The 18,091-nt window shown below is 74.1% G+C and carries 12 protein-coding genes, 1 pseudogene and 1 riboswitch; of the genes and pseudogenes, 11 read left to right on the forward strand and 2 right to left on the reverse strand.

Annotated elements, in window-relative coordinates; all coding sequences use genetic code 11:
• The first annotated feature begins 338 nt into the window (after positions 1-338).
• Positions 339-3,998: a transcription-repair coupling factor gene (gene mfd, locus ACIRRH_RS03950; protein WP_403061370.1), complete on the forward strand. Its 3,660-nt coding sequence runs from the start codon at positions 339-341 to the stop codon at positions 3,996-3,998.
• 122 nt (positions 3,999-4,120) lie between these two features.
• Here mfd and ACIRRH_RS03955 read toward each other — a convergent pair whose 3' ends face one another.
• Positions 4,121-4,738: a DUF4352 domain-containing protein gene (locus tag ACIRRH_RS03955; RefSeq protein WP_224284424.1), complete on the reverse strand. Its 618-nt coding sequence runs from the start codon at positions 4,736-4,738 to the stop codon at positions 4,121-4,123.
• Between the two features lie 209 nt (positions 4,739-4,947).
• Here ACIRRH_RS03955 and ACIRRH_RS03960 point away from each other — a divergent pair, with 209 nt between their 5' ends.
• The 4 genes from ACIRRH_RS03960 (at position 4,948) to ACIRRH_RS03975 (ending at position 10,797) form a co-directional block, all read left to right on the forward strand.
• On the forward strand, positions 4,948-7,104 hold the full coding sequence (locus ACIRRH_RS03960) for an N-6 DNA methylase (RefSeq protein WP_403061373.1): 2,157 nt from the start codon (positions 4,948-4,950) through the stop codon (positions 7,102-7,104).
• A 193-nt stretch (positions 7,105-7,297) separates the two neighbouring features.
• Entirely contained in the window at positions 7,298-7,987 is a 690-nt protein-coding gene (locus ACIRRH_RS03965; RefSeq protein WP_403061376.1) for a hypothetical protein, read from the forward strand.
• Positions 7,984-9,612 (forward strand): protein kinase, encoded by a 1,629-nt coding sequence (locus tag ACIRRH_RS03970; RefSeq protein ID WP_403061379.1) that lies wholly within the window; start codon positions 7,984-7,986, stop codon positions 9,610-9,612. The genes ACIRRH_RS03965 and ACIRRH_RS03970 overlap by 4 nt, the downstream gene beginning before the upstream one ends.
• A gap of 147 nt (positions 9,613-9,759) precedes the next feature.
• A complete protein-coding gene (locus ACIRRH_RS03975; RefSeq protein ID WP_403061382.1) occupies positions 9,760-10,797 on the forward strand; it encodes a MazG family protein in 1,038 nt (345 codons plus the stop codon).
• A gap of 65 nt (positions 10,798-10,862) precedes the next feature.
• Here the strand turns inward: ACIRRH_RS03975 and ACIRRH_RS03980 are convergent, their stop codons facing one another.
• Positions 10,863-11,285, reverse strand: a complete 423-nt coding sequence (locus tag ACIRRH_RS03980) for an SDR family NAD(P)-dependent oxidoreductase (protein WP_403061385.1) — start codon at positions 11,283-11,285, stop codon at positions 10,863-10,865.
• A gap of 278 nt (positions 11,286-11,563) precedes the next feature.
• On the opposite strand from ACIRRH_RS03980, the gene ACIRRH_RS03985 reads away from it, so the two are divergent.
• The 6 genes and pseudogenes from ACIRRH_RS03985 to ACIRRH_RS04010 all read left to right on the forward strand — a co-directional run bounded on the left by ACIRRH_RS03985 (position 11,564) and on the right by ACIRRH_RS04010 (position 18,035).
• Entirely contained in the window at positions 11,564-12,886 is a 1,323-nt protein-coding gene (locus tag ACIRRH_RS03985; protein ID WP_403061388.1) for a cytochrome P450, read from the forward strand.
• 219 nt (positions 12,887-13,105) lie between these two features.
• A riboswitch (cyclic di-AMP (ydaO/yuaA leader) is annotated at positions 13,106-13,274 on the forward strand.
• A 5-nt stretch (positions 13,275-13,279) separates the two neighbouring features.
• Positions 13,280-14,185: a transglycosylase family protein gene (locus ACIRRH_RS03990; protein WP_403061390.1), complete on the forward strand. Its 906-nt coding sequence runs from the start codon at positions 13,280-13,282 to the stop codon at positions 14,183-14,185.
• 322 nt (positions 14,186-14,507) lie between these two features.
• Positions 14,508-15,794, forward strand: coding sequence for a phosphopyruvate hydratase (gene eno, locus ACIRRH_RS03995; RefSeq protein WP_224281265.1), 1,287 nt, complete (start codon positions 14,508-14,510; stop codon positions 15,792-15,794).
• 141 nt (positions 15,795-15,935) lie between these two features.
• Complete coding sequence (locus ACIRRH_RS04000; RefSeq protein WP_403061394.1) at positions 15,936-16,454, forward strand: septum formation initiator family protein; 519 nt, start codon at positions 15,936-15,938, stop codon at positions 16,452-16,454.
• Positions 16,426-16,953, forward strand: a pseudogene (locus ACIRRH_RS04005) (DUF501 domain-containing protein); the annotation flags it as partial. The gene ACIRRH_RS04000 and the pseudogene ACIRRH_RS04005, both read left to right, overlap by 29 nt.
• 140 nt (positions 16,954-17,093) lie before the next feature.
• The gene (locus ACIRRH_RS04010; RefSeq protein WP_403061397.1) at positions 17,094-18,035 is read left to right on the forward strand and encodes an exopolyphosphatase; all 942 of its coding nucleotides are present in this window, start codon (positions 17,094-17,096) and stop codon (positions 18,033-18,035) included.
• The last annotated feature ends 56 nt before the right edge of the window (positions 18,036-18,091 follow it).

An 18,091-nucleotide genomic window follows, 5' to 3' on the forward strand; every position in this document is an offset into this window, starting at 1 on the left:
ATGGACGGCCAGTGACAGGAGTATGTCCAGTTCGTGGCGGATAGCCGTGCCCGGTCCGGTGCGGCTCACGGTTGGTTCGTCCACCAGCCGGTCCGGTGTTCCGTCCAGTCGTTCGTTCCCGGATGTGCTCCTGACAAAACGGGGCGTGACGGTCGAGCGGGTGTCCGGCGGTCAGGCCCCGGTCCGGCCCCGCCGACGCCGTGGACCGCGTGCGTGTCCGTGCCGCGGCGTAGGCTGGAGACCCCCGGCCGCTCGGCGCGCCGGGCCGTTCGCGTTGCCCCGGCGGGCCTTCGCCGCCCCGGGGCAGCACCAGCCACGGGACGAAGAAGAGACCCCAGATGAGCCTGACCGGACTGCTCGATGTCGTCGCGCGGGACGCGGCGCTCGCCGAGGCGATCGAGGCGGCCACCGCCCTCGGAGCCGCGGCCGGTGGACGCCGCCACCTGGACCTGGTCGGGCCGCCCGCCGCCCGGCCGTTCGCCATCGCCGCACTGGCCCGCGCGCTCGCCGGGCAGGCTGCCGGGGACCGGGGCCGCCCGGTGCTCGCCGTCACCGCGACCGGCCGCGAGGCCGAGGACCTCGCGGCGTCGCTGCGCTCGCTGCTGCCCGCCGACGCCGTCGCCGAGTTCCCGGCCTGGGAGACCCTGCCGCACGAGCGGCTGTCGCCCCGCTCGGACACCGTCGGGCGCCGGCTGGCCGTGCTGCGCCGGATCGTGCACCCGCGGCTTGATGGGGGCACCTCCCAGCCGGAGGCTGGGGGAGACCCGGCGGCCGGGCCGGTCCAAGTGATCGTCGCCCCGGTCCGCTCGGTGCTCCAGCCGCAGGTCAAGGGGCTGGCCGAGCTGGAGCCGGTGGCCGTCCGTCGGGGTGAGTCGTACGACCTGGAGGAGGTGGCCCGCAGGCTCTCCGCCGCCGCCTACGCGCGCGTCGAACTGGTCGAGAAGCGCGGCGAGTTCGCCGTCCGCGGCGGCATCCTGGACGTCTTCCCGCCGACCGAGGAGCACCCGCTGCGGGTGGAGTTCTGGGGTGACGAGGTCGAGGAGGTCCGGTACTTCAAGGTCGCCGACCAGCGCTCGCTGGAGATCGCCGAGCACGGCCTGTGGGCGCCGCCCTGCCGGGAGCTGCTGCTCACCGACGAGGTGCGGGCCCGGGCCGCCGAGCTGTCCGCCGAGCACCCCGGGCTGGCCGAGATCCTGGACAGGATCGCCGAGGGCATCGCGGTCGAGGGCATGGAGTCGCTGGCGCCGGTGCTGGTGGACGACATGGAGCTGCTGCTGGACGTGCTGCCGCTCGGCTCCGTCGCGGTGGTCTGCGATCCGGAGCGGGTCCGCACCCGGGCCGCCGACCTGGTGGCGACCAGTCAGGAGTTCCTGCACGCCTCCTGGGTCGCGGCCGCGGCGGGCGGGGACCGGCCGATCGACCTGGAGGCCATCGACGTGTCCGCCGCCTCGCTGCGCTCGCTCGCCGAGGTGCGCCAGCACGCCGGTGAGATCGGGCTGCCCTGGTGGTCCGTCAGCCCGTTCGCGACCAGCGAGTCGACCGTCGACGGCATCCTGGAGTTCGACGCCAACACGCTGACCCTCGGCATGCACGCCGTCGAGGCCTACCGGGGCGACACCGCCCGGGCGATCGCCGACGCCAAGGAGCGGCTGGCCGCCGACTGGCGGGTCGTCATGGTGACCGAGGGCCACGGCCCGGCCGCCCGGCTCGCCGAGGTGCTGGGCAACGAGGGCATCCCGGCCCGCCTGGTCGCCGACCTCGCCGAGGCGCCCACCCGGGACGTCGTCCACGTCTCCTGCGGCTCGATCGAGCACGGCTTCGTCGACGAGAAGCTGAAGCTCACCGTCATCACCGAGACCGACCTGTCCGGTCAGAAGTCCTCCACCAAGGACATGCGGCGGATGCCCTCGCGCCGCCGCAACGCGATCGACCCGCTGGCGCTGGTGGCCGGCGACTACGTCGTCCACGAGGCGCACGGCGTCGGCAAGTACGTCGAGATGGTGCAGCGCACCGTCCAGGGCGCCACCCGCGAGTACCTGGTGCTGGAGTACGCCCCCGCCAAGCGCGGCCACCCCGGCGACCGGCTGTTCGTGCCGACCGACCAGCTCGACCAGGTCACCAAGTACGTCGGCGGCGAGGCCCCGACGCTGCACCGGCTCGGCGGCGCGGACTGGGCGAAGACCAAGCAGAGGGCCAAGAAGGCGGTCAAGGAGATCGCCGCCGACCTGATCAAGCTGTACTCGGCGCGGATGGCCGCCCCCGGCCACACCTTCGGTCCGGACACGCCGTGGCAGCGCGAGCTGGAGGACGCCTTCCCGTACGCGGAGACGCCGGACCAGCTGACCACCATCGCCGAGGTCAAGTCCGACATGGAGAAGTCCGTCCCGATGGACCGGCTGATCTGCGGCGACGTCGGCTACGGCAAGACCGAGATCGCCGTGCGGGCCGCGTTCAAGGCCGTGCAGGACGGCAAGCAGGTGGCGGTGCTGGTGCCGACCACGCTGCTGGTGCAGCAGCACTTCTCGACCTTCGCCGAGCGCTACGCCAACTTCCCGGTGACGGTGAAGGCGCTGTCCCGCTTCCAGACCGACAGCGAGGCCAAGGCCGTGCTGGAGGGGCTGTTCGAGGGCTCGGTGGACGTCGTCATCGGCACCCACCGGCTCTTCTCCTCCGAGACCAGGTTCAAGGACCTCGGCCTGGTCATCGTCGACGAGGAGCAGCGCTTCGGCGTCGAGCACAAGGAGCAGCTGAAGAAGCTGCGCGCCAACGTGGACGTGCTCACCATGTCCGCGACCCCGATCCCGCGCACCCTGGAGATGGCGGTCACCGGCATCCGCGAGATGTCCACCATCACCACCCCGCCGGAGGAGCGGCACCCGGTGCTGACCTTCGTCGGACCGTACGACGAGAAGCAGATCTCGGCCGCGATCCGGCGTGAACTCCTGCGCGAGGGCCAGGTGTTCTACATCCACAACCGGGTGGAGTCGATCGACAAGGCGGCCGCCCGGCTGAAGGACCTGGTGCCCGAGGCGCGGATCGCCACCGCGCACGGGCAGATGGGGGAGACCCAGCTGGAGAAGGTCGTCGTCGACTTCTGGGAGAAGGAGTTCGACGTCCTGGTGTCGACCACGATCGTGGAGTCCGGCATCGACATCTCCAACGCCAACACCCTGATCGTGGAGCGCGGCGACACCTTCGGCCTCTCCCAGCTGCACCAGCTGCGCGGCCGGGTCGGGCGAGGCCGCGAGCGCGGCTACGCGTACATGCTGTACCCGCCGGAGAAGCCGCTCACCGAGACCGCGCACGAGCGGCTGGCCACCATCGCCCAGCACACCGAGATGGGCGCCGGCATGTACGTCGCGATGAAGGACCTGGAGATCCGCGGCGCGGGCAACCTGCTCGGCGGCGAGCAGTCCGGGCACATCGCGGGCGTCGGCTTCGACCTCTACATGCGGATGGTCGGCGAGGCGGTGGCGGAGTTCCGCGAGTCGCTGGCGGGCGGCGGGGAGCCGGAGGAGGAGCCGCTGGAGGTGAAGATCGAGCTGCCGGTCGACGCCCACGTGCCGCACGACTACGCGCCCGGCGAGCGGCTGCGGCTGCAGGCGTACCGCTCGATCGCGGCGGTCAACTCGGAGGAGGACATCAAGCAGGTCCGGGACGAGCTGGTGGACCGCTACGGCAAGCTGCCCGAGCCGGTGGAGAACCTGCTGCTGGTCGCGGCGCTGCGGCTGTACGCCCGGCGGTGCGGGATCTCGGACATCACCCTCCAGGGCTCCAACGTCCGCTTCGGACCGGTGGAGCTGCGGGAGTCCCAGCAGCTGCGGCTGAACCGGCTCTACCCGCGCAGCCAGGTGAAGGCGGCGGCCCAGCAGCTGCTGGTGCCGCGCCCGAGCACCGGGCGGATCGGCGGCAAGCCGCTGGTCGGGCGGGACCTGCTGGGCTGGTGCACCGAGTTCCTGTCGGCCATGTTCGACGACCTGGCGGGGGCGAAGAAGTAGCGTCCGCCCTTCTGGTGGTCCACGGCGGTCTCGGGCTCTGCCCCGGGGCCGCCGTTCCGTGTGTACGGGCACCGGCCGTCGTCGGCGCGGCGCGGTGGCCGGCCGGACTGTGAGCGGACGCGTCAGCCGAGCTTCCACTGGCCGGTCTGCGGGGCGAAGCCGCTGTCGAGGCCGAACTGGGCCTTGTCGAGCTGGGCGTCCTTCGGGACCTCGAAGGTGACGAAGCCGAGGGCACTCTCGCCGGGGGCGATGTTCGCGGGGACCTGGAAGCCCGGGCCGGCCTTGGTGGTCGCGACCGTGCTGCCGAAGGCCTGGCCCTGGGCGTCCACCACCTTGGCGCCGTTGCCCGGGGCGTCGCTGTAGGCCTTCTTGCCACTCGCCTTGATCCGGAACTGGATCGAGACGAAGCGCTTGCCGTCGGCCGGGTGGGTGAACTCGTCCTCGCCCTCGGCGTTGTCGACCACCTTCACCAGCGTCACGTCGGCGGTGTCGGCCGGGTCGTTGCCCTTGAGCGCGATGGTGTCGCCGACCTTGGCGGGGGCCTTGGCGGTGTCGGCGGGCTTGCTCCCGGCCGGCTTGGCGGCCTCGGAGCCGGCGGTGGCCGCCGGCTGCTTCGCCTCCGTCGAGACGGAGGAGCCGCCGGTGGAGTTGCACGCCGTCGCGCTCAGGGCGACCAGCGCGGCGCCCAGCAGCAGGGTGGCGGTGCGACGGGTGGCGGTACGGCGGGCGTTCGCGGACATGGGGTGTCTCCCGGTGATCGGTGGTCTTCCCTGTGCCGCCCCCGTTCGGTGGCGACGGAAGGATCACACCACCGAGGCGTGAACCCTGTCAATGTGATTTCACAAAAGAGCTCTGTTCACATGTGAACCGGGTGCGGGAGGTGCGTCGCTATGCTGTGCGGTCACAGCGCCCCTCGCTGCGCGGTCGCAGCCCCACCGAAGGAGCCCCCGTGCCGGACCGTCCCGAAGTGACCGCCGCCGAGATCGCCCGGCTGGCCGGCGTCGGCCGGGCCGCGGTCAGCAACTGGCGCCGCCGCCACCCCGACTTCCCGCGCCCGGTCGGCGGCACCGACGCCAGCCCGGCCTTCGCGCTCGACGAGGTCGAGTCCTGGCTGCGCGCCCAGGGCAAGATCGCCGAACTCCCGCTGCTGGAACGGGTCTGGCAGCTCGTCGACACCCTCCGCGACCCGGCCGGCCACCCCGCCGCCCCGCTGGTCGAGGCGGGCGCCCTGCTCCTGCTGCTGCACCGCGAGCCCGAACGGTGGGCCGATCTCGCCGGCCGACCGGACACCCGGCTCGCCCTCGCGCTGCCCCGGGCCGTCGCCGGCACCGCCGTGCACGCCTTCGGCCCGGACGGCGCCCGCACCCTCGGCCTCCCGGGCCTGTTCGGCAGCACCCAGCTGGGCCTCGCCCGGATGCTCGCCGAACTCGCCGCCCAGGCCGGCCCGGTCGGCGCGTACGAGCAGCTGCTCACCCGGTACGCCGAGGCCAACACCCGTCAGCTCAGCCCCACCCCGCCGGAGGCCGCCGAACTGCTCGTCGCCGTCGCCGGCGTCCCCGCCACCGTGCTCGACCCGGCCGTCGGCCTCGGCGCCGTCCTGCTCGCCCACCCGCCGACCACCGGACGCTACGGCCAGGACGCCGACCCGGTCACCGCCGCCCTCGCCCGGCTCCGGATCGCCCTGCACACCCCCGCCGACGAGCCCGGCCCGCTCCCGCTCGACCTGCGGGCCGGCGACGCGCTGCGCGCCGACGGCTTCCCCGGCGACACCTTCGAGGCCGTGCTCTGCCAGCCCCCGTACAACGAGCGCGACTGGGGCCACGACGAGCTGCAGTTCGACACCCGCTGGCCCGGCGGACTCGTCCCGCCGCGCGGCGAGTCCGAACTCGCCTGGGTGCTGCACTGCCTCGCGCACACCCGCCCCGGCGGCCTCGCCGCGCTGCTGCTCCCGCCGACCGTCGCCGCCCGCCGGGCCGGCCGCCGCGTCCGGGCCGAACTGCTCCGCTCCGGCGCGCTGCGGGCCGTCATCGCGCTGCCCGCCGGAGCCGCCCCGCCGTACGGAGTCCCGCTGCACCTGTGGGTGCTGCGCGCGCCCCGGCCGGGGAGCGACTTCCGCCAGGTGCTGCTGCTCGACGCGGGAGCGGCGCACTCCGGTCAGGCCGCGGCCGCCGGGTCGCCGGCCGTCGAGGGCGGCCGGGACAAGGTCGACTGGCCCGAGCTGCGCTGCACCGTCCTGGAGGCCTGGCGCGGCTTCGACCTCGCTGCTCGCGAAGGCCTGCCGGTCCCCGCCGACCGCCCCGGCGTCCACCGGGCCATGGCCGCCATCGACCTGCTCGACGACGAGACCGACCTCTCCCCGGCCCGGCACGTGCCGCCCGCCGCCCCGCTCGGCGGCGCGGCCGAACTCTCCCACCTCGGCGGCCGGCTGGCCGAGCTGCTGGCCGAACTGCCCGACCCGGCCACGCTGTTGCCGCAGCCGGACGCCGCGCCCGACGGGGCGTCCGGGACCGCTCCCGTCGGTGTGGTCACCATCGGCGAGCTGGTCCGCGGCGGTGCGCTGGAGGTGTACTCCTCCGGCGCCGGTGCCGCCACCCGACCGGCCGGTGCGGAGCCGGGCGGCACCCCCGTCGTCACCGACCAGGACCTCGCCACCGGCGCCGCGCCCAGCGCCGTCCTGACCACCGGCCCCGGCCCGGCCGGGGACGTCCGCACCCGCCCCGGCGACGTCCTGGTACCCGCCCTCGGCGGCGGCACCGCCCGGGTCGTCCCCGCCGAGGGCCCGCTGGTCGGCGCCGCCCTCGGCCGTCAGCTCCACCTCCTGCGGCCCGACCCCTCGGCCCTCGACCCCGAGTTCCTGGCCGGCCAGTTCCGCTCCACCGCCGGCACCCGGCGCGCCGCCAGCCACGCCACCACCACCGCCCGACTCGACATCCGCCGGGTCGAGCTGCCCCGGCTCCCGCTCCCCGCCCAGCAGCGCCTCGGCGCCGTCTTCGCCCGCCTCGCCGCCTTCGACACCGCCCTCACCCAGGCCGCCGCCCTCGGCCGCAGCCTCGCCCAGGCCGCCACCGACGCCCTGGCGACGGGCAACCTGGTGCCGCCGGCCTGAGGTCCGTCCCGGAGGTGACTCCCGCTCAGTAGCGGCTCAGGACCGACGCACGCCGGTGATGGTGCGGCCGGTCCGATACCGATGCGGCAGCGGTCGGGACGGAAGCCCTCCGGACCGGCCGGGCCGGGCGGTACGGTGAGCGGAACCGTCCGCACCGCCCTCGGTGCCGGTCCTCACCAGCTCAGGAGCGCGCATGTCAGGGCAGTACCCCGGGCAGTTCGGACCGCCGCCCGGCGGAACGCCGTACGGGCCGGGGCACGGGCAGGGCTACCCGCCGGGCTACCCGCCGGGCACGGTGCCGGGCGCACTGCCCGCGCCGACGGCGGTGGCCGGGCCGGCTCCGATCCCCGGCCGGTTCGGGGTGACCGCGCGGGTGCTGTGCGCGCTGGCCCCGCTGCTCACCGTCGGCCTGCTCGGGGTCGTCCCCTCGCTGCTGCTGGCGGTCCGGCGCCGACGGGCGTACGACATCGCCGGCGCGGCGGTGTTCTGCGCGCTGCTGCTCACCGTGATCGTCTCCGCCGGGGTCGCGGGCGGCCTGAAGAACCCGACCGCCGACACCACCGGCCAGATCACGCTGACCGTGCTCTGGTTCCTGCCGACGGCGCACTTCCTGGTGATGGACAGCCGCGTGGTCTGGCTGGCCGGGCGACCTGCGCCGCAGGCCGTGTCGCCGTACGCGGTGCCGAACGTCTCGCCCTACGCGGCGACCGTGCCCGGGTACGGGGTGCCCGCGTCCGCCGTGCCGACCGCGCCCGCCACCCCGGCCCCCTCTGCGCCTGCCCATTCGGCCCCGACCCCCTCCGTTTCGGCCCCCGAGACCGCCCACGACCTGCGCGAGCTGGGCGAGTTGCTGCGCCGCCAGGCCCGCCAGGACCGGCCGTGACCGCCGCCCGGCTGATCGCCAGCCGCTACCGGCTCACCGAGAAGATCGGCCACGGCGGCATGGGCCAGGTCTGGGCCGGGCAGGACGAACGGCTGCACCGTCCGGTCGCGGTTAAACTGCTGCGCCCCGAGCACCTGGTCCCCGGCGGGACCGGCTCCGACGGCGAACGGGCCCGCCACGGCGACGAGTTGCACCGCCGCTTCCTGCGCGAGTGCCGGGTCACGGCCGCGCTCGACCACCCCGGGCTGGTCACCGTCTTCGACGCCGGCGAGGACGAGGGCGAGCTCTACCTCGTCATGCAGCGCATCCCCGGTGTCAGCCTGGCGGACCTCATCGCCGAGGACGCGCCCTTCCCCGTCGAGCGCGCGGCGGCCGTCGCCGCGCAGCTGTGCACCGCGCTGGCCGCCGTCCACGCCATCCCGGTGGTCCACCGCGACCTCAAGCCGAGCAACGTCATGATCCGCGAGGACGGCCGCACCGTCCTGCTCGACCTCGGCATCGCCACCGCCCTCGACACCGAGAGCACCCGGCTCACCCTCACCGGCGTGCCCGTCGGCAGCCCTTCCTACATGGCCCCCGAACAGGCCCTCGCCGCCACCACCGACCCGCGCAGCGACCTCTACGCGCTCGGCTGCCTGCTGCACGAGATGCTGGCCGGCGAGGAGCCGTTCCGGGCGCCCACCGCGCTCGGCGTCCTGCGCCGACACGTCGACGAACCGCCCGTCCCCCTGCGGGAGTTGCGCCCCGAGGTGCCGCAGCCGCTGGAACAGCTGGTGCTCGACCTGCTCGCCAAGCAGCCCGCCGACCGCCCCGCCGACGCCCGGACCGTGTACGCGCGGCTGCTCCCGTTGCTGCCCCAGGCCGACGGCGCCCCGCAGCCCCGCTACACCCCGCTGCCGGACCCGGCCCGCCCCTTCCGCTACCCGCACCAGCCGCAGCCGCCGGCCGCGGCGGCCGCCCCGGCGCCCGCGGTCCGCTCCGAGCCACGGCCCTTCCTCATGCCGCCCGCCCCCGCGACACCCCCCGCCGTCCCCGCGGGCCCGGACCTCGGCGCCGAGTGCGCCCGGCTCTCCGACCTGGTCGACGCCGGCCGCCACACCGAGGTGCTCGGCCTCGCCGCCCGCCTGCTGCCCCGGGCCGAGGCCGAACTCGGCGACGCCGCACCCCTGGTGCGCACCATCCGCACCATCCACGCCCGCATCCTCCTGCACGAGGGCCACCCCCAGCAGGCCCTCCCCGAGTACCGCCGCCTCGCCGCCACCGCCGACGGCGGCCCGTACGGCCCCCAGGGCCTCGACCACCGCTACCGCGCGGCCATCTGCCTCGAACGGCTCGGACACGGCGCCGAAGCCCTCGCCGAGTACCAGGCACTCCTCACCACCCACACCGCCCGCCTCGAATCCGGCCTCGACACCGACCCCGAGCGCAGCTACGACCTCCGCGAACGCATCGGCCTCCACCTCGCCGCCACCGGGGACCCCCAGAACGCCTGGCAGTGGCTGCTCCCCCTCCTCCTCGACCGCGAACGCCGCGACGGCCCCCACCACCCCACCGTCCGCCGCCTCCGCCAGTCCCTGTCCACCCTCACCCCCGCCTCCACCCCCTGGCCCCCGCCCCACCCCTGATCCCCACCGCCCCCGCCCGCCCGTGTCTCCCGTCCTCACCCCCCCGCGCGGCGGCGGCCGCTGCCGGTGTCCGGGCCCGGGGCGGAGCTCAGGCAGGGTGTGGGGACACGGGCGGGCGGGGTGCGGGCGCGGGGGTAGGTTCGGGGTGTGACGACGAATGCTGTGCCGACGAAGACTCCGGGCGCGAAGTTGATCCTGCTGACCACCACCCACCGGGTGGCCCCCGGCCTGCTGGCGTGGCCGGCGTGGGAGGCGTTGCGGTCGGCGGGGCGGGTGCTGGTGGGGGACGAGGGGCATCCGCAGGTGGCGGCGGTGCGGCAGGCCGGGGTGGTGGTGGAGGCCGTGCCGGCCGGGTCGGCGCCCGCGTTGGCGCGGCTGCTGACCGGGCAGCCCGCCGGGACCGGGCCGACGGTGTGGCTGGGCAGTCCGGACGGGGACCCGGGACTGACCGACGCGCTGGCGCGGCTCGCGGTGGAGCACGCCGGCGAGGTGCCGGAGATCGAGGTGCTGCCCGGCTCGTACGACCTGCCGGGGTCACGGCTGCTGGACCTGGTGACGGTGATGGACCGGCTGCGCTCCCCGGGCGGCTGCCCCTGGGACGCCGAGCAGACGCACGAGAGCCTGGTGAAGTACCTGGTCGAGGAGGCGTACGAGCTGGTCGAGGCGATCGAGGAGGGGGACCGGGAGACGCTGCGCGAGGAGCTGGGTGACGTCCTGCTGCAGGTGTTCTTCCACTCCCGGATCGCCGAGGAGCACCCGGCCGAGCCGTTCACCATCGACGACGTGGCCGGGGACATCGTCGAGAAGCTGATGTACCGGCACCCGCACGTGTTCGGGGACGTCGAGGCCGGGGGCGCCGCCGAGGTGGAGGCGAACTGGGAGCAGCTGAAGGCGGCCGAGAAGGCGGACCGCGAGTCGGTGCTGGACGGGGTGCCGGCCGGGCTGCCCTCGTTGGCGTACGCGGCGAAGCTGGTGTCCCGGGTGCGCCGGGCGGGCTTCACGGGGGTGCCGGACGAGCCGTACGAGCTGCCGGCCGAGCTGACCGCCGACTCGGCGGGCCGGCTGCTGCTCGCGGTGGCGCAGCGGGCGCACGACGCCGGGGTGGACGTGGACGCGGCACTGCGGTCGGCCGCGCGCGGTTACCGGGACGCGGTGCGCGCGGCCGAGGGCCTCAAGCCGGAGTGACGGGCCCCGGCTCGGAGTGACGGGCCCGGGCTCGGGGTGACGGCCCGGGCCTGGAGTGACGGGCCTCAGGCCGCCTTGGCGGCGGGCTCGGGGCGCCGCTGCGGCGGGACGAGTTCGCCGATGGCCTCGCCGACGAGGACGACGAGTTCGGCGAGGCGCTCCAGGTCGAGGTGGTCGGGCAGCTCGGCCAGCGAGACGATCCGTTCGCCGTCCGGGCCGGCCACGGCGAACAGGTCGATCGGTCCGAGGTGCTTCTCGGCGGTGTCCACGAGGGCGGCGACGTCGCTGGGGCGGCGGATGTCGCCGCAGACGCCGACGACGGGGCAGCCGGGCCGGTCGAGCTCGGAGGCGAGGTCCTCGGCGATGCCGACGTGCTGGTCGGCGATCAGCATTCCGGTGGCGCCGGCCGCGGCGAACCGACGGGCGAGGCCCGCGCCCGACCCGCCGTCGAGGACCGCGATGACGACGACTGACCCGCTGACCCGCATGGCCTGCTCCTCCCTGTGGACGACACCGCACCGGCGCCCACGCGTACTGCGGAGGATCGTAGGCACGTCCTGACCCTCCGCAACAGGGATTACCCCTCAGGTGACCAGGCTCACGCCCGCCCCGCGGCCAAGAGTCGGCCAAGAGCTGTCCACGGGCTGTCCACGGCCCGTCCATGGACGGGCCACGGAGTGTTGGCGCGCCGGACGCGATCCGCGGGCGGGGGAGCGGCGGCCCGCCGGAGGGAGGGCGGGCCCGTCGCACCGGATACGGTCGGTCCATGCCTGCTCAGCCCGACCCCGCCCGTCCCGCCGCCGCGACCTCCGACGCCACCGCCCCGCAGCTGTTCACCTGGGAGTTCGCCGCCGACCCGTACCCCGCCTACGCCTGGCTGCGCGAGCACGCCCCGGTGCACCGCACCACGCTGCCGAGCGGCGTCGACGCCTGGCTGGTGACCCGGTACGCGGACGCCCGGCAGGCGCTCGCGGACAGCCGGCTGTCGAAGAACCCGGCGCACCACAGCGGGCAGGCGCACCGCACCGGCCGGGTGGGCATCCCGGGGGAGCGGCAGGCGGACCTGATGACCCACCTGCTGAACATCGACCCGCCGGACCACACCCGGCTGCGCCGACTGGTGTCGAAGGCGTTCACCCCGCGCCGGGTGGCCGAGTTCGAGCCGCGGGTGCAGCAGCTCACCGACCGGCTGATCGACGGCTTCGCGCAGCGCGGTTCGGCGGACCTGATCCACGAGTTCGCCTTCCCGCTCCCCATCTACGCGATCTGCGACATGCTGGGCGTGCCGGCCGAGGACCAGGACGATCTGCGTGACTGGGCGGGCATGATGATCCGCCACCACGGTGGGCAGCGCGGTGGGGTGGGCCGGGCGGTCAAGCGCATCCGCGCCTACCTGGTGGACCTCATCCACCGCAAGCGGGCGGACCTCGGTGACGACCTGATCTCCGGCCTGATCCGGGCCAGCGACCACGGCGAGCACCTGACGGAGAACGAGGCCGCCGCCATGTGCTTCGTGTTGATCTTCGCGGGGTTCGAAACCACCATCAACCTGATCGGCAACGGCACCTACGCGCTGCTGCGCAATCCGGAGCAGCGCCGGTTGCTGCAGGAGTCGGTGGCGCGCGGGGAGACCGCGCTGCTGGAGACCGGGATCGAGGAACTCCTGCGCTACGACGGGCCGGTGGAGCTGGCGACCTGGCGGTTCGCGACCCGGCCGCTGACCATCGGCGGGGTGGACATCCCGGTCGGCGACCCGGTGCTGGTGGTGCTGGCCGCGGCGGACCGCGACCCGGCCCGGTTCGCGGACGAGAACACCCTGGACCTGGCCCGGGCCGACAACCCCCACCTGGGGTTCGGGCACGGCATCCACTACTGCATCGGCGCCCCGCTGGCCCGGATGGAAGGGCGCGCCGCGCTGGCCACGCTGCTTTCCCGGCTGCCCGATCTGCGGCTCGCGGAAAGCCCGGAGAATCTGCGCTGGCGCGGCGGTCTGATCATGCGTGGGCTGCGCGAACTCCCGGTGGAATTCAGCCCGGAGAGCCGCTCCCCGCACACGCCTGCGCATACCCCGTCCGCGCCCTCGCGCTGAGGTCACGCGACGGACGTCACCGATCGCCTGCCGGCGAGGGTGTGAACGCCCATCAATCCGGACATAACGCCGCCGGTGGTAGGCGATCGGACACGGGCCGTAATTTTCATGTGATATCGACGATATGAGCTTGTGATTGGTCTGATGATCTGTCTACTCTCCCTGGAGTTCGCAGCTGCGGACCTCGTGCGCGGAACGCCGAATCCTGCCCGCCGCGCCACGGGAAACCGACCAGAACCCTGGGCAGGGGCGGGGGAACCAGGTTTGTTGCCGTCTCCCCACGGCTTGGGGTGAAGCCGCCCGAGCGGAATCGTCTCCGCGTACGGCGGCCGGGCCACCTCCCGGTCCGAACCCGACAGCTCACCTCGCAGGCGTGCGGAGAGGGACCTCTTCATGCTGTTCGTTGGAACTGGCCGTCACCGTCGTCGCACCCAGGCCGAGAAGGCCATCGCCGTCGCCGGTGTGGCCGGCGTCGGACTCGCGATGCCGCTCCTCACCGCCACCGGCGCCTCCGCCGCCCCGGCCTCCACCTGGGACTCCGTCGCCCAGTGCGAGAGCGGCGGCAACTGGAGCATCAACACCGGCAACGGCTTCTACGGCGGCCTCCAGTTCACCTCCAGCACCTGGAAGGCGTACGGCGGCACCGCCTACGCGCCGCAGGCCAACCAGGCCAGCAAGGCCCAGCAGATCTCGGTCGCCGAGAAGGTGCTGGCCTCGCAGGGTCCGGGGGCCTGGCCGGTCTGCTCCCAGAAGGCCGGTCTGGCCAAGGGCGGTGCCCCGGCCGCGGTCGACACCTCCTCGGACGCCAAGGCGCAGTCCGCCCCCAAGCAGCAGACCCCGAAGCCCGCCGCCAAGCCGGCCGAGAAGCCGGTCGCGCAGAAGCAGGCCGCCCAGAAGCCGGCGCAGAAGCCCGCCGCGCAGCCGGTCCAGCAGGCCGCCCCGCAGCAGCAGGCGCAGCCGCAGACCCCGGGCTTCTCCGGCAAGGCCGGCTGGGACGCCGACGCCAAGGTGTACTGGTACCAGAACAACGGCGCCTGGTACTGGACCAGCCACCAGAGCGTCTACCAGCAGTACGCCGGCCAGGCCGCCGCCCAGCCGCAGTACGCCCCGCAGGCCGCGCAGTACGCCCCGCAGGCCACCGGCCACGACTACACGGTCCGCGCGGGTGACACCCTGTCGACCATCGCCGCCGCCCAGGGCGTGTCCGGCGGCTGGAACGCGCTGTACGAGCAGAACCACGCCACCGTCGGCGGCGACCCGAACCTGATCCTGCCCGGCCAGGTGCTGCACCTCGGCTGAGCCGTCGCGGCCGGCGCCGGGCCGTGGTGCCCGGCGCCGGTCCGTCATGTCCGGCGCCGACGCCGTCGCGTGTTCCGTCCCGGCATCCGAAGGGGCCTCGGTCCTACCGGTCCCCTTCGTCCGCATTCGCCCGCTCCGGTGGGACAAGCTGGGGCAAGCAGGTGAACTACCGGTGGGTAGTGGGGCCACACGCTGAGACGGGACCGAGGTCGGCGTGGCCCCGGGAGCCCGGGCGGTTAGGCTCTGGTCGTAACGACTCCGCAATCGTCCTGCTGACAGCACCACCGTCAGACCGGACCCTGCTTCCGCAAGGAGATGCCTCGTGCCGTCCATCGATGTCGTCGTAGCCCGTGAGATCCTCGACTCGCGCGGCAACCCCACGGTCGAGGTCGAGGTCGGCCTCGACGACGGCAGCACGGGTCGTGCCGCTGTCCCGTCGGGTGCCTCCACCGGTGCCTTCGAGGCGCTGGAGCTGCGTGACGGCGACAAGAACCGCTACTTCGGCAAGGGCGTCGAGAAGGCCGTCCTGGCCGTCATCGAGCAGATCGGCCCGGAGCTGGTCGGCTACGACGCCACCGAGCAGCGCCTGATCGACCAGGCCATGCTGGACCTGGACGCCACCCCGGACAAGTCCTCGCTCGGCGCCAACGCCATCCTGGGCGTCTCGCTGGCCGTCGCGCACGCCGCCTCCGAGGCCAGCGACCTGCCGCTGTTCCGCTACCTGGGCGGCCCGAACGCGCACGTCCTGCCGGTCCCGATGATGAACATCCTCAACGGCGGTTCGCACGCGGACTCCAACGTCGACATCCAGGAGTTCATGATCGCCCCGATCGGCGCGGAGTCCTTCTCCGAGGCCGTCCGCTGGGGCGTCGAGGTCTACCACACGCTCAAGGGCGTGCTGAAGGAGCGCGGCCTGTCCACCGGTCTGGGCGACGAGGGCGGCTTCGCCCCGAACCTGGACTCCAACCGCGAGGCCCTGGACCTCATCGTCGAGGCCATCCAGAAGGCCGGCTACGTGCCCGGCCGTGACGTCGCGCTGGCCCTGGACGTCGCCTCCTCCGAGTTCTACGAGGACGGTGCCTACCAGTTCGAGGGCAAGGCGCTCACCTCCGCCGAGCTCATCGAGTACTACGCCGGGCTGGTCGCCGCCTACCCGCTGGTCTCCATCGAGGACCCGCTGGACGAGTCGGACTGGGACGGCTGGAAGGCCATGACCGAGAAGCTGGGCGACAAGGTCCAGCTGGTCGGCGACGACCTGTTCGTCACCAACCCGGCCCGCCTGGCCCGCGGCATCGAGACCGGCACCGCCAACGCGCTGCTGGTGAAGGTGAACCAGATCGGTTCGCTGACCGAGACCCTGGACGCCGTCGAGCTGGCCCAGCGCAACGGCTACCGCTGCATGATGTCGCACCGCTCCGGCGAGACCGAGGACGTCACCATCGCCGACCTGGCCGTCGCCACCAACTGCGGCCAGATCAAGACCGGTGCCCCGGCCCGCTCCGAGCGCGTCGCCAAGTACAACCAGCTGCTGCGCATCGAGGAGATCCTCGACGACGCCGCCGAGTACGCCGGCCGCGGCGCCTTCCCGCGCTTCCGCTCCGCGGAGTGATCGGTACCGCCACGCGGACTGTCGAGCACGGCAAGCACGAGGGCCGGGCGTTCCCGGTAGCGCACGCCTGACCGGTGCCCCGCCGTTCACCCCGTAGGGTGGACGGCGGGGCACCGTCGCGACCAGGAGGGGATACGGGAGATGGCTGGCTGGAGGATCCCGGGCTTGGCGGCCCGGCCCCGGTTCACGAGCCGGGCGACCGTCCTCGTCCTGGTGCTCTGCTCGCTGGTGGCGATCCTCGCCTACCCGACGCGGCAGTTCATCTCCCAGCGCGCCGAGATCTCCGCCCAGCGGGCGAAGGCCGACCACGCGCGCCAGCAGGTCGAGCAGCTGCGCCGGGAGAAGGCCCGCTGGCAGGACCCGGAGTACGTCAAGGCGCAGGCCCGCGCCCGGCTGCACTACGCGGTGCCGGGGGAGACCCCGTACATCGCGGTGGATCCGGCCGGCCAGTCCTCCGCCCAGCCCTCCTCGTCCGCGGCCGGTGCCGCCTCCTCCCAGAACACAGCCTCCGGAAGCGCCGGCGAGGCGAAGGCCGCCAAGCCCTGGTACGCCGGCATCTGGGACTCGGTGGACGCCGCCGACACCGCTGCGGCGGCCGCCGCCACCCCCCTTCCGCTCCCACCGTCCCCCGTTGGAGACACCTCCCCCCATGACCACTGAGAACCACCCCACCGTCTCCGACGCCGACGTCGCGGCCATCGCCGCCCAGCTCGGCCGGGTGCCGCGCGGCCTGCGCGGCGTGGCGCACCGCTGCCCCTGCGGCAACCCGGACGTCGTGGAGACGGCGCCCCGGCTGCCGGACGGCACGCCGTTCCCCACGCTCTACTACCTGACCTGCCCCAAGGCCGCCTCGCTGATCGGCACCCTGGAGGCGGAGGGCGTGATGAAGGAGCAGAGCGCCCGGCTCGCCGAGGACCCGGAGCTGGCCGCCGCCTACCAGAAGGCGCACGAGGACTACATCGCCCGGCGCGACGCGATCGAGGTACTGGAGGGCTTCCCGAGCGCGGGCGGCATGCCGGACCGGGTGAAGTGCCTGCACGTGCTGGTCGGCCACTCGCTGGCGGCCGGCGAGGGCGTCAACCCGCTCGGCGACGAGGCGATCGGCATGCTGGAGGACTGGTGGGCCAAGGGCCCGTGCGTCTCCCCGGCCGAGGTCGAGGCCGCCGGTGAGCGGGTCGCCCGCAACCGCGCCAAGGAGCAGGACCACGAGGCCGTGATCGCCGCCAAGCAGCAGAAGACCGCCGAGCGCGCCGCGAAGAAGCGCGCCGCCGACGAGGCCGCGGCGGAGCAGGAGTCCGAGTGAGCACGACCCGTGTGGCCGCGATTGACTGCGGCACCAACTCGATCCGCCTGCTGGTCGCCGACCTCGACCCGGAGACCGGGGAGATCACCGACCTGGACCGCCGGATGATCGTCAACCGGCTGGGCCAGGGCGTGGACCAGACCGGCCGGCTGCACCCGGACGCGCTGGCCCGCACCTTCGCGGCCTGCCGGGAGTACCAGGAGATCATCTCCGGCTTCGGCGTCGGCCCCGAGCGGCTCCGCTTCGTCGCCACCAGCGCCTCCCGGGACGCCGAGAACAGCGACGAGTACGTCAAGGGCGTGCGCGACATCCTGGGTGTCGAGCCCGAGGTGGTGAGCGGCGAGGAGGAGGCGCACCTGTCCTTCGTGGGCGCCACCAAGGAGCTGACCGGCGGGCAGTTCCCCGGTCCGTACCTGGTGTTCGACCTCGGTGGCGGCTCCACCGAGTTCGTGCTCGGCGCGGACGACGTGCAGGCGGCGCGTTCGGTGAACATCGGCTGCGTGCGGCTCACCGAGCGGTACTTCGGCGACACCGAGCTGCCCTCCGAGGAACAGGTCGCGGCGGCCCGGGCGCACGTGCGCGCCGAGCTGGACCGGGCCGAGGAGGTCGTCCCGCTGACCGGCGCGGCCACCCTGGTGGGCCTGGCCGGCACGGTCACCACGGTGTCCGCGATCGCCCAGGGCCTGCCCGGCTACGACTCGGCGGCGATCCACCACTCGCGGGTGAGCCGGGAGCGGGTCGCCGAGATCACCCGGGAGCTGCTGGCCGCCACCCACGCCGAGCGCGCGGCCATCCCGTCGATGCACCCGGGCCGGGTGGACGTGATCGCGGCCGGGGCGCTGGAGCTCCTGGAGATCATGGAGCGCACCGGCGCTGCCGAGGTGGTCGTGAGCGAGCACGACATCCTCGACGGCATTGCCTGGGGTATTGCCCCCTGACCCCGTGCACGGCTTATCCGGACCGGCCCCGGCACCCCTTTCGGGGGTCGGGGCCG

Origin of the sequence: Kitasatospora sp. NPDC101235 (assembly GCF_044767505.1) — a bacterium.
In the GTDB taxonomy this organism is placed as follows: Bacteria; Actinomycetota; Actinomycetes; order Streptomycetales; family Streptomycetaceae; genus Kitasatospora.

Coding starts and splice junctions, on each gene's coding strand:
- ACIRRH_RS03990 (WP_403061390.1), top strand. CDS start 13,280: ATGCTGTTCGTTGGAACTGGCCGTCACCGTCGTCGCACCCAGGCCGAG.
- mfd (WP_403061370.1), top strand. CDS start 339: ATGAGCCTGACCGGACTGCTCGATGTCGTCGCGCGGGACGCGGCGCTC.
- ACIRRH_RS04000 (WP_403061394.1), top strand. CDS start 15,936: ATGGCTGGCTGGAGGATCCCGGGCTTGGCGGCCCGGCCCCGGTTCACG.
- ACIRRH_RS03965 (WP_403061376.1), top strand. CDS start 7,298: ATGTCAGGGCAGTACCCCGGGCAGTTCGGACCGCCGCCCGGCGGAACG.
- ACIRRH_RS03985 (WP_403061388.1), top strand. CDS start 11,564: ATGCCTGCTCAGCCCGACCCCGCCCGTCCCGCCGCCGCGACCTCCGAC.
- ACIRRH_RS03955 (WP_224284424.1), bottom strand. CDS start 4,738: ATGTCCGCGAACGCCCGCCGTACCGCCACCCGTCGCACCGCCACCCTG.
- ACIRRH_RS03980 (WP_403061385.1), bottom strand. CDS start 11,285: ATGCGGGTCAGCGGGTCAGTCGTCGTCATCGCGGTCCTCGACGGCGGG.